Below are 14626 nucleotides of genomic sequence, written 5' to 3' on the forward strand. Positions count from 1 at the left end.
CGGCGCACCCGCTGCCTAGGGGGCCGGATCGGGGTCGAGGAAGGCCACGGTGATGATCGGCGCGGCGATGCGGACCTGCCACGGACGGGCCCCCAGCTCCAGCAGCGCGTCGGCCACGGTCTCCGGCTCCACCGGAGCGGGCGGCCGCCAGCAGATCCGGCGCAGGTAGTCCGGCGTGAGCAGGTTCTCGAGCGGCATGTCCAGCTGCTGGGCGGCGCGGGCGATGCGCGGCTTCGCGGTGTTCAGCCGCCGGGCGGCAGCCGGGTCCTTGTCCGCCCAGGTGCGCGGCGGCGGCGGCGTGTTCGACTGCAGGTGCAGCGGGGGAAGGTCGGTCGTGGACCGGGCCTCCTGGATGCAGCGCAGCCAGCGCGGGGCCTCCTTGCCCGCGGCCCGCCCGTGGAAGCCGGGCGTCTTGAGCAGTTGGGGGACGGTCGTCGGCATGACCTTCGCGGCGGCGACGAGCGCGGCGTCGGGGATCAGGCGGCCCGGCGCCAGATCGCGGTTCTCGGCGAGGGACTCGCGCTCCTCCCAGAGCGCGCGGACCGCGGCGAGCTGCCGGCGGTCCCGCAGCTGGTGCAGGCCCGAGGTCCGGCGCCAGGGGTCGGTGCGGGGGCCGGACGGCGGGGCCGTGCGGATGGACTCGAACTCCTCCTCGGCGATGCCCAGCTTGCCGCCCTCCTCGAGCAGCCGGATCAGCTCGACGCGCAGCTCGGTGAGCACCTCGACGTCCAGCGCGGCGTAGCGCAGCCACGGCTCCGGCAGGGGCCGCGTGGACCAGTCGGCGGCGGAGTGCTCCTTGGCCAGGCTGAGCCCGAGCAGCGATTCGACGACGGCGCCCAGCCCCACGCGCGGGAGCCCGGCGAGCCGCGCCGCCAGTTCCGTGTCGAACAGCCGGTCCGGGCGCATGCCGACCTCCTCGAGACACGGCAGGTCCTGCGTCGAGGCGTGGAGGATCCACTCGACCCCGGCGAGCGCGGCGTTGATCGGGGCCAGGTCGTCGAAGGGCTCGGGATCGATCAGCCAGGTGCCGGCGCCCTCGCGGCGGATCTGGACGAGCATCGCACGCTGCCCGTACCGGAAGCCGGAGGCGCGCTCGGCGTCGACGCCCGCGGGGCCGCGGCCGGCGGCGATGGCGGCGGCGGCGCGCCGCAGCCCCGACGGGGTGTCGATGACCGCGGGGACCCCGTCGCGCGGTTCCGTCAGGGGGACTGGCTCCGCGGGCGGGGCCGCCTGCGCGTCGGGGACGCCGTCCGCGTCGGCGGGGGCTGCTACGGGGCTGAGGGCGGTGTGCGCGGAGGTCATGGTTCTTCCGATTCTACCGGGCCGCGGACCGGCGGCGGTGTGGGAGCGGCGTGACCCCCGCCGGGAGCGGCGGCAGGCCGGCGAACGTGCAGACCATGTCGCTCCACGCCTCGAGGTGCCGGGTGACGTCGGCGTCGCGCGGCGTCCAGGAGGCGCGCAACTCGATGTCGATCGTCCCCGGCCGCTCGGCCAGGCCGCCGAAGCTCTCCGACAGCACCCGCGTGGCCGTGCCGCCGGCCTGCGCGTAGGAGGCACCGTGCCCGTCGAGCGCCTCCACCAGCCACGTCCACGCGACGGAGCCGAGCATCTCGTCGTTGCCCATGGCGGCGTCGAGCTGCGCGCGGATGTAGGTCACGACGCGGAACCTGCCCTTCCACACGGCCGAGCCGTCCGGGTCGTGGAGGAGGATGAAGCGCCCCGCGGCGAGTTCGTCGCCCCCCGGGGCGACCCCCGCGTCGGCGAGCGCGGCCGCCGCCGGTCCGTGGACGGGGCGCCGCGCCGCGGCGGCGGGCGCGGCCACCTCGGCGGAGAGCGCGACGGCGAACGGCGCCAGCCGCGCCGGGGCCGGCACCTCCCGGAGCCGCACCTCGCTCCGGGCGCGGGCGCGGCGCAAAGCGGCCAGGGCCGTCATGAAGTCTGGGGGTACCTGCGAGAGGTCGCCGGATGCGCTCACGCCCACGAGTCTAGGCCGCGCGGGCGGCGCCGCCGGGGCGGCACGCCGCGCCGCATCAGCCGGCGGCGAGCTCGCGCCGGATGGCGTCGGCGAACGCGTCGACATCCTCCTCGGTGGTGTCGAACGTGCACATCCACCGGACCTCCCCGGTGGCCTGGTCCCAGTCGTAGAAGCGGAACGACGCGCGCAGCCGGTCGGCGACGCCGGCCGGGAGGCGGGCGAACACGGCGTTGGACTGCGTGGGCCGGGTCGCCTCCACGCCGTCGATGCCGTCGACGGCGGCGCGCAGCCGGGCGGCCATCGCGTTGGCGTGGGACGCCGAGCGCAGCCACAGGTCGCCCTCGTACAGGGCCACGAGCTGGGCGGAGGCGAAGCGCATCTTGGAGGCCAGCTGCATGTTCATCTTCCGCAGGTACGGCAGGCCGGTCGAGGCCTCCGGGTTCAGCACCACCACGGCCTCGCCGAACATGAGTCCGTTCTTGGTGCCGCCGAAGCTGAGGATGTCCACGCCCACGTCGCGGGTGAACGCGCGCAGCGGCAGGCCCAGGGCCGCGGCGGCGTTGGACAGGCGCGCGCCGTCCACGTGCAGCCGCATGCCCAGCGAGTGGGCGTGGTCGGCGATCGCGCGCAGCTCCTCCACGCTGTACAGCGTCCCCAGCTCGGTGGACTGCGTGATGGACACGGCGAGCGGCTGGGCGCGGTGCTCGTCGCCCCAGCCCCAGGCCTCGCGGTCGATCAGCTCGGGGGTGAGCTTGCCGTCGTCCGTGGGGACGCCGAGGAGCTTCATGCCGCCGATGCGCTCGGGGGCCCCGTTCTCGTCGACGTTGATGTGCGCGGTCGTCGCGCAGACCACGGCGCCCCAGCGGGGGAGCACGGACTGCAGCGCGGTGACGTTCGCCCCGGTGCCGTTGAACACCGGGAAGGCCTCGGCGCCGTCGCCGAAATGGTCCTCGACGACCTCCCGGAGCCGTCGCGTGTAGTCGTCCTCGCCGTAGGCGACCTGGTGTCCGCCGTTGGCGGCGACCAGCGCGTCGAGGATCTCCGGGTGCACGCCCGAGTAGTTGTCGGACGCGAAGCCGCGCACCGAGCGGTCGTGCAGCGTGGGGGTCTGGGACAGGGACGACGTCATGGGGTCCTCGATTCGGGTGGGGGCGGGCCGGGGAGCGGCGCCGCCGGGTGCGGTGGGGCGGCCCGGGCTAGCGGGCCGGGGCGGGGTCGGTCCCGGGGACCAGCGAGATCCGCGCGCCGTTCAGGGCGGCGGCGTCCTGGGCGAACAGGCGGACGACGGCGGACGCGAAGTCCTCGACGTCGGTGAACCCCGCGAATTCCTTGCCGGGGGCCGCCCGGCGGGCGGCGGCGTCGACGAACGCCTTGATCACCAGCACGACGGCGGCCGAGCGCTGGGGCTGCGGTCCGTCCTTGCTGCCGGACTGCGCCGCGCGGAAGCCCGCGGCCACGGCGCGGGTCCACGTCTCCGCCGCGGACTTGGCCGCGGCGTAGTTGGCCCCGGAGGCCGTGGGGTTCGCGACCGCCGTCGCCGAGACGATGGCGAGGCGGCCGCGGTCGGAGGCGGCCAGGTCGTCGTAGAAGGCGCGGGAGGTGTTGCGCAGCGTCGTGAGGACGTTGCGGTGCAGGAAGTCCCAGTCCTCGTCGGTCTGCCCGCCCAGGCCCTGGCCGCCGCGCCAGCCGCCCACCAGGTGGACGAGCCCGTCGAGGCGCCCGTGCTCGCCGCGGATCCGGGCGGCGAGCCCGGCCACGGCGGCGGGGTCCGCGAGGTCGACGGCGTAGCGGGCCGCGGCGAAGGGCAGGCGCTCCCCGAGCCGGCCGGCGTCGGTTCCGGCCGCGAGGACGGTGGCCCCGGCGTCGTGCAGGGCGTGGGCGGCGGCAACGCCGGAGGTGCTGGTGGCGCCCGCCACCAGCACCGTCAGGCCGTCAAGGGATGTCATGCGAACGAGTCTAGGCGTTCGCCCCGGCGGCGTCGGCGGCTGTGATCCCCACGGTGGATTCGATCACGGGCTTCATCTTCTTGGACAGGGCCTCGAAGAACATGGAGAGCGGGAACTCGTCGTCCATCACCAGGTCCGTCATCTCCCGCAGCGGCGCCGTCAGCGGCAGCGCGTCCTTGCCGCGGGCCCACGTGGACGCGGGGTGGGGCGTGACCGTCGCCGAGACCAGCTCGTAGGCGGCGAGCCAGTGGGCGAGCTTGGGCCGGTCGATGGAGCGCCAGTACAACTCGTCGATGGCGTCCCCGAGCGCGCTCACCACGCCGGGCACGGCGTCCCAGTCGATGGTGAGCTTCGTGTCGGTCCAGTGCAGTACGTGGTGCTGGTGCATCCATGCGAAGAGGAGCTGGCCGCCCAGCCCGTCGTAGTTGCGCACGCGCGAACCCGTGATGGAGAAGCGGAAGATCCGGTCGAAGATGACCGCGTACTGCACCAGCTTGGCGTGCCGGCGGGCGGCCTCGGGGGCGCTCCTGTCCGCCTGCAGCTTCACGCTCTCGCGGAACGCGGTGAGGTCGCAGCGCAGCTCCTCGAGGGAGTACAGGAAGAAGGGCATGCGCTGCTTGATCATGAAGGGATCGAACGGCAGGTCCCCCCGCATGTGGGTGCGGTCGTGGATGAGGTCCCACATCACGAACGTCTCCTCCGCCAGCCGCTGGTCGGAGAGCAGCTCCGCCGCGTCCGCGGGCAGCTCGAGGTTGGTGGTCGCGGCGGCGGCCCGCACGACGCGGCCGTAGCGGGCGGCCTCGCGGTCCTGGAAGATGGCGCCCCAGGTGAACGTGGGCGTCTCGCGCAGGGCGACGGACTCGGGGAAGAGCACCGCCGAGTTGGTGTCGTAGCCCGGCGTGAAGTCCAGGAAGCGCAGCGGGACGAAGAGCTTGTTGGAGTACTCGCCGGCCTCCAGGTCGGCGATGAAGTCCGGCCAGATCACCTCGACCAGCACGGCCTCGACGCAGCGGTTGGTGGAACCGTTCTGCGTATACATGGGGAACACGACGAGGTGGCGCAGGCCGTCGACCCGGTGCAGCTGCGGGCGGAAGGCCACCAGGGAGTCGAGGAAGTCCGGGACGCCGAAGCCCGCTCCGGCCCAGCGGCGGAAGTCCCGGACCAGCAGGTCCAGGTACTCGGCGTCGTGGGGGAAGTGGGGTGCCAGCTCCGCCACCGCGCCGACGATGGTCTCCGTCAGCTCGGCGGCGAGCGCGTGGTCCCCCGCGGCGGGGACGGACCCGTCCTTGACCTGCAGGGACTGGAAGCGCGTGGCCGCGCCCTTGAGGGCCAGCCATGCCGGGTGGGCGGCGAGGTCCGCCGCATCGGCGGGACGGGTGGTGATCGTGGCCTGGGACATGGGGGCACCTCTTTCCATCTGCGGATCTCCACGGTGAGGAGAAGGTCCGGCGTTGCGGGATCGTGGTTCCAGCGTAGCCACAGGAAAGTTTTTCTAACTGTCGGTTATGCCGAGCATAAGCATCCTGCGTGCTCGACATCGCGCCCACCGTTCGGAGGCACAGCCGGGGGGATGCTCGGCGCAGCCGGTGCCCCCCGAACCGTCGGCTACCGCGCCGGGCGCAGGCTCAGCGAGACCGAATTGATGCAGTAGCGCTGGTCCGTCGGCGTGCCGAAGCCCTCGCCCTCAAAGACGTGGCCCAGGTGCGAGTCGCAGGACGCGCACCGGACCTCGATGCGCTCCATGCCGAGCGCCGAGTCGCGCAGGTACCGGACGGAGCCCTCCGCCAGTGGCGCCCAGAAGGACGGCCAGCCGCAGTGCGCGTCGAACTTCTGGCCGCTGGCGAAGAGTTCCGCCCCGCACGCGCGGCACGCGTAGACGCCCTCCTCGCGGCTGTCCCAGTATTCGCCGGTGAAGGGCCGTTCGGTGCCGGCTTGGCGCAGCACGCGGTACTCGTCGGGGGTCAGCTCGCGCCGCCACTCGTCGTCGCTCTTGGCCACGGGAACGGCGTCGGGGAGTTGCTGGTCTGGGTTGCTCTTGTCGAGGTTGCTCACGTCCGTGACAACGAACCAGGAGCCGGGCCCATTCCCGGCACCGCGGGGACCGTGGCGATTCGCCGTCCCGCGCCGAACTTGGGATGATGGGGCCATGGGTCCGATGAAAACGTCCCCCCGTCCGCCGCTGGCCAGCGCCCCGATGCTCCGGTGGGGGGTGATGGGCGCCGGCGTCGGCCTCGCCGCGGGGTCGCTCCTCGCGGGAAGCGTCTCGGCGCTCGCCGGCCACTTCGCCCGGCAGGTCGTGACCCCCGCCCGGGTGCTGGGGGAGGACCTCGCGGTGCTCGCGGTGGTCACCACCGCCGACGGCACCGAGGTCATCCTCCCGGCGAACGGGGAGACGACGGTCCCCGGCACCTATTCCCTCTTCTTCGACGCCGGCCGCGGGCACGCCCGCATCGGCGCCATCACGTCCTACACCCCCGCCGAGGGGACGATCGCCCGGCGCGTCGAACACGTCTACTCCGGGAACCTGGCGGCAGCGGTGCGCGGCCGGTGGTCCGGCGTCGTCTACGGCGAGCCCTCCGACATCGACGTGCAGGCCCGGGAGGTCATGGTCCCGGTCGAGGGCGGGGCGGCCCCTGCGTGGCTGGTTCCCGGGAGCCACCGCTCACGGACCTGGGCGATCATGGTGCACGGCCGCGGGGCGAACCGCGCCGAGGGCATCCGCGCCCTGCCGACCGTGCAGGGGCTCGGCATGACCGCGCTGCTCGTGTCGTACCGGAACGACGGCCAGGCGCCGGACGCCACCGACCAGCGCTACGGGCTGGGAAGCACCGAGTGGCGCGACGTCGAGTCGGCGATCGACTACGCCGTGGGGCAGGGGGCGCGCGACGTCGTGCTCTTCGGCTGGTCCATGGGCGGGGCGATCGCCCTGCAGGTGGCCGACCGGTCGCGGCACCGCCGGCGGCTCCAGGCGCTGGTGCTCGACGGCCCGGTGGTCAACTGGATGGACGTGCTGCGCCACCACGCCCGGGTGAACCGGATCCCGGAGCCGGTGGGACGCCTCGGACAGTGGATGCTCGCGAACCGCGGCGGGCGCTGGGTGACCGGCCTGGCCTCGCCCGTGAACCTCAAGGACCTCAACTGGGTGGCCCGGGCCGACCACCTGCGCGTGCCGACGCTGATCCTGCACAGCGAGGACGACGACTTCGTGCCCGTGGGGCCCTCCGCCGAGCTCGCCGAGTTGAATCCGGCGTTCGTGACGTTCGAACGCTTCACGCAGGCCAAGCACACGCGCGAGTGGAACGTGGACCCCGGTCACTGGTCGGCCACGGTCACCGCGTGGCTGGGCCCCGTGCTGGACGCCCCGCACCCCGGTGCGGTGCCCGACGCGGTGGGCACCGCGCGCTAGGAACGCCGGCCCCCACCGGTGGCGAGGTCCGCGAAGGACGCGCCGACGGTTTGGGCGAGGGCGTCGGGCGCGAGCTCGATCTCCAGGCCGCGCCGCCCCCCGGACACGAAGACCGTTCCGTGGTCCCGGGCCGACGCGTCGATCACCGAGGGGGAGCGGTGGCGCTGGCCCAGCGGCGAGATGCCCCCGACCACGTAGCCCGTGCGCCGCTCGGCCGCCGCGGGGTCGGCCATCTCCACCTTCTTCACGCCGAGCGCGGCCGCCATGGCCTTCAGGCCGAGGCTGCGCGCGACGGGCACGAGCCCGACGGCGAGGCCTCCACCCGTGGAGACGAGCAGCGTCTTGAACACCCGGGCCGGATCGACGCCCAGCGCCTCGGCCGCCTCGAGGCCGAACGAAGCGGCCGCGGGGTCGTGCGGATACCGGTGTAGCGCATAGGGAACGCCGGCCGCGTCCAGCGCCGCGGTCGCCGGCGTCGCGCCGGCCGCGGGACGGCCGCCGGCCTCACCGCCCCCGGCGCCAGTGCGGCGCGCCATGGTCCTCCGCCCCGTCCCGGCTAGTCTCCGGAGGCCAGGGCCTCGCGGACCTGGCGCTTGATCCGGCCCAGCATCGCCGTCATGCCCCGCATGCGCAGCGGCGTGATCGCCCGCGTGAGGCCCAGCTGGTGCGGCATGTCGTCCGGCACGGCGAGGACGTCCGCGGCGGGCAGTCCGTCGAGGCCCTCGTGGAGGACGCCGGCGAAGCCCCGCGTCGTCGGCGCCTCGCGGGGCGCGGAGAAGTACAGGCTGACCGGCCGGTCCGAGCCGGTCCCGACCTCGAGCGTCAGGAATACGGGGGACTGGCACTCCACGACCTGCTCGAGTAGCTCCGGGTGCCCGGCCAGGCGTTCGGGCAGCTCCGGCAAACCGTCGGAGAACTCGAGCAGCAGCTCCAGGCGCTCCTGTTCGGAGAGCGCGTTGAAGTCCTCGACGATCTCGGCGAGCTGCGGGGGCAGCGCGGCGGCCACGGCTAGGCCGCCTTCGGCGCGGGGGCTTCGCCGGGTTCGGTGCCGCGGGTGATGGGAACGCGCACCGCGTTGCCCCACTCCGTCCACGAGCCGTCGTAGTTCCGCACCGTTTCGAAGCCGAGAAGGTACCTGAGCACGAACCAGGTGTGGCTGGAACGTTCGCCGATGCGGCAGTAGGCGACGACGTCGTCCCCGGGGCGCAGCCCGGCGTCGCCGAGGTAGATGTCCTCGAGCTCGGCGCGGGTCCTGAACGTGCCGTCGGCGGCGGCCGCGCGGGCCCACGGCACGGAGGCCGCCGTCGGGATGTGCCCCCCGCGCAGCGCGCCCTCCTCGGGGTACGCCGGCATGTGCGTGCGCTCGCCGGAGTACTCCTCGGGGGAGCGCACGTCGATGAGCGGCTTGCCGAAGTGGGCCAGCACGTCGGGCAGGAATGCGCGGATCGGGGCGTCGTCGCGCTCCCTGACCGGGTACTCGACGGCGGCCGGCGACGGCTTCGCGCGGGTCAGCTCGCGGCCCTCGGCGATCCACTTGTCGCGGCCGCCGTCCAGCAGCCGGACGTCCGCGTGGCCGAAGAGGGTGAACACCCACAGGGCGTAGGCCGCCCACCAGTTGCTCTTGTCGCCGTAGATCACGACCGTGGTGTCGGGGGAGATGCCCTTCGCGCCCATGAGGTCGGCGAACCGGCGGCCCTGGATGTAGTCGCGCGTGACGTCGTCGTTCAGGTCCGTGTGCCAGTCGATCTTCACGGCACCCGGGATGTGGCCCGTCTCGTAGAGCAGGATGTCCTCGTCGGACTCCACGACGACCAGGCCGTCCTCGCCCAGCCGCTCGGCCAGCCAGGCCGTGGACACCAGGCGCTCCGGATGCGCGTAGGAGGAGAACTTCTGATTGCTGTCGGCGGCGACGCCCATGGTGAAACCTCGGTTCGCGGTTGCGGTTGTCTTCACCCTCCAGACTATCCGTGCCCGCGGCCGCCGGCGGGGGCCGGACCGCGGTGCGCGCCACATTTCGCTGACGGCTTCACGGGCCGCGGGCCGGTCTGCGGGGTGGTGCGCGAAGTGCGGGCGGCGCGCGGCGGGAGGCGCGCGCCGCCGCGGTGTGGGAGTGGAGGCGGCGCGGGGCGTAAAGTGGCGAAGGCGCGCCGAGCGCGCCCACCCGCCCGAGAACCGAAGGAACCGACGCAGCCCGTGGCCCCCATCCAGCACCTGACACACCGGACTCCGCAAGTGACCGCCGATGAACTGCTGGCCGGTTTCCATCCGTCTCACCGCTTCGGGGAGGTGTCCTTCGACAGCTACCGCCCGGACCCGTCGCAGCCGTCGCAGAGCGAGGCCGTGCAGCGCCTGCGGGATTTCGCCGCGGGGATCGGCTCCGCCTCCGGGGGCGGCCTCTTCGGCAGGATCTTCGGCGGCCGGCGGCCGGCCGCGAAGGCGGGCATCTACCTCGACGGCGGATTCGGCGTCGGCAAGACCCACCTCCTGGCCTCCCTGTGGCACGCCGCGCCGGGGCCGAAGGCCTTCGGCACGTTCGTGGAGTACACCAATCTCGTGGGCGCGCTGTCCTTCCGCAAGACGGTGGAGGTCCTCAGCGGGTACAAGCTGGTGTGCATCGACGAGTTCGAGCTCGACGACCCGGGGGACACCGTGCTCATGTCGCGGCTCATGCGCGAGCTGTCCGACGCCGGGGTCAAGCTGGCCGCCACGTCGAACACCCTGCCGGGGTCGCTCGGCGACGGCCGCTTCGCCGCCGTCGACTTCCAGCGGGAGATCCAGGTCCTGGCGGACCAGTTCGACGTCGCACGGATCGACGGCGAGGACTACCGCCACCGCGGGCTGCCGCAGGCCCCGGAGCCGATCGGCGACGGCGAACTCGAGGAGTACGCGTCGTCGCGCTACGGCGACCGGACGCTGGCGGTCGACGACTTCGCCGAGCTGGTGCGGCACCTCTCCAGCGTGCACCCCAGCCGCTACCGCCAGCTGCTCGACGGCATCGACGTGCTGGTCCTGCACAACGTGCACACGATCACCGAGCAGTCCCTGGCCCTGCGCTTCGTCGTGCTGGCCGACCGGCTGTACGACAAGGACGTCCCGATCGTGGCCAGCGGGGCGCCGTTCAGCGAGCTGTTCACGCAGGAGATGCTGGCCGGCGGCTACATGAAGAAGTACTTCCGCGCCGTCTCGAGGCTGACGGCGCTGGCGCGGGAGGGCCAGAAGGGCGAGGTCCTCCTCTAGGACCCCGCCCGCGCCTTGGCCCCCGCCCGGCGGTGCGGAGCCTCCACCAGGAGGCGCACGGCCAGGCCGCCCACCAGTCCCCAGAAGGCCGCCCCGACGCCGGCGAAGCCGATGCCGGACGCCGTGACCAGGAAGGTCGTCAGGGCGCCGAGCCGCGACGCCGGGTCCGCCAGGGCGGAGGAGGCGGCGTTGCCGAGCGTGCCCAGGAGCGCGAGCCCGGCGGCCGCGGCCAAAAGCCCCGCGGGGGCCGCGGCCGCGAGGGCGGCGACGGCGGCCGAGGAGAGCCCCAGGACCAGGTAGAAGCATCCGGCCGACACGGCCGCGACCCACCGCCGATCCCGGTCCTCGCCGGCCTCCTCGCCCGCCGCCAGTGCCGCCGAGATCGCCGCGAGGTTGATCGCGTGCCCGCCGAAGACGGAGGCCGCCACGGAGCCCGCCCCCGTGGCCAGCATCGACGCGCTCCACGGCACCCGGTAGCCGAAGCCCGCGAGGACGGCCACGCCCGGGACGTTCTGCGAGGCCATCGTCACGACGAAGAGCGGCAGGGTGATTCCCGCGAAGGCCTCGGCCGTGAACCGGGGCGCCGTGAACTCGAGCCGGGGCAGGACCTCCGCCGGCATCGGCGTCCCCGCGGAGCCCATGTGCCAGCCGATGACCGCGAGCGTGGCCAGCATGGCCGCGGGTACGGACCAGCGCGGCATCCAGCGCATCGTGGCCAGCCACACGAAGACCACGGGGCCAGCCTGCCACGGGACGGTGGCCAGCGCCGTGAACGGCGCCAGGCACAATTCGAAGAGGACGCCCGCCAGCATGGCCTGGGCCAGCGGGACCGGGATCGAGGCCAGCAGGCGCCCCAGCGCGGGCACCGCCCCGGTCAGCGCGATGAGCAGTCCGCAGAGCAGGAACGCGCCGACCGCCTCGTCCCAGCCGAGCGCGAGCCCTCCCGCCGCGGCCAGCAGTGCGGCTCCGGGTGTGGACCAGGCGGTGGTGATGGGGAGCCTCGTGGCCCATGCCAGGGCGATCGTGCACAGCGAGAACGCGATCGTCAGGGCCAGCAGGCCGGAGGCGGCCTGCGTCGGCGACGCCCCGGCGGCCTGCAGGCCGGCCAGAACGACGGCGAACGAGGACGTGAAGCCGACCAGCGCGGTCACGAGACCGGCGACGACCGGGCGCGCGAGCGACGACGGCCGCGGGGAGGTCGCTTCGGGATGCACGGTGCCGCCTTTCGCGCTGTTCTGTTTACGGAACGTTTGACCACAGTAGTCTGTCCGCATGGCACCGGCAATCGATCCCCGGCTCGCGGGCGTGGGGCGCCGCATTCGCGCCCTGCGCCTGGCGGAAGGCATGAGCCTGTCCCGGCTCGCCGCCGCGGCCGGCATCGGCAAGGGGACGCTCTCCGAACTCGAGCAGGGCGAGCGCAATCCGACGCTGGGAACGCTCTACGCCGTGGCGGGAGTCCTGCGCGTCCCGCTGGCCCGTTTGGTCGCCGGGACGTCCGGCGCCGACGATGCGCCGGCGGCCGCCCGGCCGGCCGCCCGACCGGCCGGCGGTGCGGCCGCCGCCGGCGTGGGCACGGCCGCGGCCGCGGCGCCGGGCGGTGTTCCCCGCACGCCGCGGCCCCCGGGGATCTCCGACGGCACGGTCACCGCCACCCTGCTGGAGGCGCGCGCCGCCGCCGGCGGAGGGCTGGTCGAGGTCTACTGGCTCGAGATCGGCCCGGGGCGGCGGGTGTCGCCGGGGCACGGGCCCGGCGTCGTGGAGCACCTCACGCTGGTCGAGGGAACCGCGGCCGTAGGCGCGACGGGCGCGGAACGCTCCCTCGGTCCCGGCGAGACGGCGAGCTGGAGCAGCGCGGGGGAGCACACCTATGCGTCCGCGACCGGCGCGGCGGGCGTGCTGACCATCGTGAACCCCGCCCCGGCACCCGGCTGAGGGCCGCGGACCGGCGCCGCGGACCGCAGCGTCCCCGGAGGGTGCGGCGGTCCGGCCGCTTCGGGCCGGCACATCGCCCCGAAGCGGCCGGCGGGGTGCGGGCTTAAGCGACAGGTGCCGGTCCCGCCTCGCGGCGGTACCGGCACCCGTTTGCCGCGCTCGGGAGCGGGCGGCGTCCTGGGACGCGGGAGGAACTAGGTGAGCGAGAGACCGCCCGTCGTGCGTCCGAGTTCCTCGGCCTTGCCCTCGAGCTCGTCAAATTCAGACAATGGGCACCTCCCTCCGGTCGGGGAGCCAGGCGTGCTCCCGCTGAGCACCATCCTAGGCCACCGTGCCCGATTGGCAAGGGGACAGTGCGCGGGTCCGGGGGGTGGGGCTGCCGGCGTCCTCCCGGAAGAATCGTCGTCCCGGAAGAATCCTCCCGGGAAAGCCCTCCCCGGGAATGGCAAGAACCGGAGGAACCTTTCCGGGAGAAGCCGTGACGGCCAAAAGAAAGAACCCCGGCCGGGGGCCGGGGTTCTTTCGCCCGAAAGGGCGCGTGGAGCGGACAACGGGATTCGAACCCGCGACCTCCACCTTGGCAAGGTGGCGCTCTAGCCAGCTGAGCTATGTCCGCGTGCGTCCATGCCCGCGGGCGGGATGGTCAACACATGAAAGAATCCCCGCCGAAGCGGAGATTCCTCGTGGGCGATACTGGGATCGAACCAGTGACCTCTTCCGTGTCAGGGAAGCGCGCTACCGCTGCGCCAATCGCCCTTGTTAGGGTGTTGCAAGCCTACATCATGCGAGGTGGGGACGGGATTCGAACCCGCGTGGACGGCTTTGCAGGCCGCTGCCTAGCCACTCGGCCACCCCACCATGCCCTGGAACGGAGAACCGTGCCCGGATGGCCGACGAGTCGGCCACTACAGTGACTTGCGAGCGGACAACGGGATTCGAACCCGCGACCTCCACCTTGGCAAGGTGGCGCTCTAGCCAGCTGAGCTATGTCCGCGTGAAGGAAAAAGACGCCCCGGGAGCGGCGGTTTGACCCGCCCGATCCGGTGCTTTCCAACGAGTAAAAACTCTATACGACGTTTTGCCGTTCGTCCAAATCGGGTCCGGGGGACGCGTGTCGGCGGTCCGCGCGGGCTGCTCCGCGGCGCCGGACCGCGCCCCATTCCGTCGGCGGTCCGTGCCAGAATCGATGGCATGACTTCACCCGCTCTCGCCCACCAGACGGACTTCGGACGCATGTACTCGCGACGCGTCGGCGGCCTGCCGGAGGTTCCCTCCATCACGACCGTCATCAGCCAGGCTGCGTCGGGGATGGAGGGCTGGATCGGGCACATGGCCGCGAGCGCCGTCGTCAACGACGAGCGCCTGGCCGGCGCGATCGGCAGCCCGGCGAAGCTTCGCGCCGTGGCGCGCGACGCGTCGGGCGCCGCGGAGACGTTCCGCAACGCCGCCGCCGCCCGCGGCGACCGGGTGCACGGGTACTGCGAGCAGGTGGCGCTGCGCGCGCTCGGCCGCCCCCACGCGGCCGCCGAGCACCGGGCCCGCCTGGACGAGCACGGGGAGGGGGCCTTCGCCGCGCGCTTCGACGACTGGTGGGACGAGTACGGCGTCGTTCCGCTCGCGGCCGAGGTGACGGTGTGGAACCAGCAGGTCGGCTACGCCGGCACCCTGGACCTCGTCGCCGAGGTCGGCGGCCGGCTGTGCCTGATCGACTACAAGACGAAGGGCACCGGGCGCGACGGCCGGGTGAAGCAGCTGGACCCCAAGGTCGTCATGCAGCTCGTCGCCGGCTACAAGGCCGAGGAAATGGTCGTCGACGCCGAGGCGGGAACGTGGGAGCCCTGGCGCTACGGCGCGGATCCGATGCTGCTGGGCGTGGCCATCGGGGAGACCGAGGTCCAATCGATGATGGCGAGCCCGTCGGTGCTCCCCGTGTACTGGCGGCGCTTCTGGGCCCTCCGGCAGGTCTGGGAGGCGACGATGCAGGTCGCCGACGCCGGGGTCGCGCTCCGGCCCGTCGGCCCGCCGCCGGCGGCGGCGCCCGCCGCGGGGACCGCCGCGGCAACGCCGGGCGGACCCGGCGCCGCGCAGGCGAGCCCGGCACCGTAGAATGGCAGGGCGCCGGGCCGCCCC

Annotated in this window: 14 protein-coding genes and 4 tRNA genes; 4 read left to right on the top strand and 14 right to left on the bottom strand. The window is 73.6% G+C overall.

Going from position 1 to position 14626, the window contains the following annotated elements; all coding sequences use genetic code 11:
• Positions 1-15: 15 nt before the first annotated feature.
• The 6 genes from ACETWP_RS12945 to msrB all read right to left on the bottom strand — a co-directional run bounded on the left by ACETWP_RS12945 (position 16) and on the right by msrB (position 5973).
• Positions 16-1302 (bottom strand): HRDC domain-containing protein, encoded by a 1287-nt coding sequence (locus ACETWP_RS12945; protein ID WP_373972672.1) that lies wholly within the window; start codon positions 1300-1302, stop codon positions 16-18.
• Between the two features lie 13 nt (positions 1303-1315).
• Positions 1316-1933: a DUF3000 domain-containing protein gene (locus ACETWP_RS12950; protein WP_373972726.1), complete on the bottom strand. Its 618-nt coding sequence runs from the start codon at positions 1931-1933 to the stop codon at positions 1316-1318.
• 97 nt (positions 1934-2030) lie between these two features.
• A complete protein-coding gene (locus ACETWP_RS12955) occupies positions 2031-3104 on the bottom strand; it encodes a threonine aldolase family protein (protein WP_373972673.1) in 1074 nt (357 codons plus the stop codon).
• A gap of 67 nt (positions 3105-3171) precedes the next feature.
• Positions 3172-3921, bottom strand: coding sequence for an SDR family NAD(P)-dependent oxidoreductase (locus ACETWP_RS12960; protein WP_373972674.1), 750 nt, complete (start codon positions 3919-3921; stop codon positions 3172-3174).
• A gap of 10 nt (positions 3922-3931) precedes the next feature.
• The gene (locus ACETWP_RS12965; RefSeq protein WP_373972675.1) at positions 3932-5320 is read right to left on the bottom strand and encodes a DUF6421 family protein; all 1389 of its coding nucleotides are present in this window, start codon (positions 5318-5320) and stop codon (positions 3932-3934) included.
• A 206-nt stretch (positions 5321-5526) separates the two neighbouring features.
• On the bottom strand, positions 5527-5973 hold the full coding sequence (msrB, locus tag ACETWP_RS12970) for a peptide-methionine (R)-S-oxide reductase MsrB (protein WP_373972676.1): 447 nt from the start codon (positions 5971-5973) through the stop codon (positions 5527-5529).
• A 94-nt stretch (positions 5974-6067) separates the two neighbouring features.
• On the opposite strand from msrB, the gene ACETWP_RS12975 reads away from it, so the two are divergent.
• Positions 6068-7327, top strand: coding sequence for an alpha/beta hydrolase family protein (locus ACETWP_RS12975; protein ID WP_373972677.1), 1260 nt, complete (start codon positions 6068-6070; stop codon positions 7325-7327).
• On the opposite strand, the gene ybaK is transcribed toward ACETWP_RS12975, so the two are convergent.
• Genes ybaK through ACETWP_RS12990 form a run of 3 tightly spaced genes read right to left on the bottom strand, consistent with a single transcriptional unit; the run spans position 7324 to position 9244 of the window.
• Entirely contained in the window at positions 7324-7863 is a 540-nt protein-coding gene (ybaK, locus tag ACETWP_RS12980) for a Cys-tRNA(Pro) deacylase (protein ID WP_373972678.1), read from the bottom strand. The genes ACETWP_RS12975 and ybaK overlap by 4 nt on opposite strands.
• 20 nt (positions 7864-7883) lie before the next feature.
• Entirely contained in the window at positions 7884-8333 is a 450-nt protein-coding gene (locus ACETWP_RS12985) for a SufE family protein (RefSeq protein ID WP_373972679.1), read from the bottom strand.
• Positions 8334-8335: 2 nt separating this feature from the next.
• Positions 8336-9244, bottom strand: coding sequence for a sulfurtransferase (locus ACETWP_RS12990; RefSeq protein ID WP_373972727.1), 909 nt, complete (start codon positions 9242-9244; stop codon positions 8336-8338).
• A gap of 276 nt (positions 9245-9520) precedes the next feature.
• Between ACETWP_RS12990 and zapE the strand changes: the two genes are divergently transcribed.
• Positions 9521-10564: a cell division protein ZapE gene (gene zapE, locus ACETWP_RS12995; RefSeq protein ID WP_373972680.1), complete on the top strand. Its 1044-nt coding sequence runs from the start codon at positions 9521-9523 to the stop codon at positions 10562-10564.
• Here zapE and ACETWP_RS13000 read toward each other — a convergent pair.
• A complete protein-coding gene (locus ACETWP_RS13000; protein ID WP_373972681.1) occupies positions 10561-11778 on the bottom strand; it encodes a benzoate/H(+) symporter BenE family transporter in 1218 nt (405 codons plus the stop codon). The genes zapE and ACETWP_RS13000 overlap by 4 nt on opposite strands.
• Before the next feature lie 58 nt (positions 11779-11836).
• Here ACETWP_RS13000 and ACETWP_RS13005 point away from each other — a divergent pair, with 58 nt between their 5' ends.
• Positions 11837-12496, top strand: coding sequence for a helix-turn-helix domain-containing protein (locus ACETWP_RS13005; RefSeq protein ID WP_373972682.1), 660 nt, complete (start codon positions 11837-11839; stop codon positions 12494-12496).
• A 539-nt stretch (positions 12497-13035) separates the two neighbouring features.
• Here the strand turns inward: ACETWP_RS13005 and ACETWP_RS13010 are convergent.
• From ACETWP_RS13010 to ACETWP_RS13025, 4 genes are all read right to left on the bottom strand, one after another.
• Positions 13036-13112: transfer RNA gene (locus ACETWP_RS13010), tRNA-Gly, on the bottom strand.
• A gap of 68 nt (positions 13113-13180) precedes the next feature.
• Positions 13181-13252: transfer RNA gene (locus tag ACETWP_RS13015), tRNA-Val, on the bottom strand.
• 31 nt (positions 13253-13283) lie between these two features.
• Positions 13284-13354 (bottom strand) — tRNA-Cys (locus tag ACETWP_RS13020).
• Positions 13355-13416: 62 nt separating this feature from the next.
• Positions 13417-13490 (bottom strand) — tRNA-Gly (locus ACETWP_RS13025).
• A 197-nt stretch (positions 13491-13687) separates the two neighbouring features.
• Between ACETWP_RS13025 and ACETWP_RS13030 the strand changes: the two genes are divergently transcribed.
• Positions 13688-14602, top strand: a complete 915-nt coding sequence (locus ACETWP_RS13030; protein WP_373972683.1) for a cytochrome — start codon at positions 13688-13690, stop codon at positions 14600-14602.
• Positions 14603-14626 lie beyond the last annotated feature (24 nt).

Origin of the sequence: Arthrobacter halodurans (genome assembly GCF_041877255.1) — a bacterium.
Taxonomy (GTDB): Bacteria; Actinomycetota; Actinomycetes; order Actinomycetales; family Micrococcaceae; genus Arthrobacter_N; species Arthrobacter_N halodurans.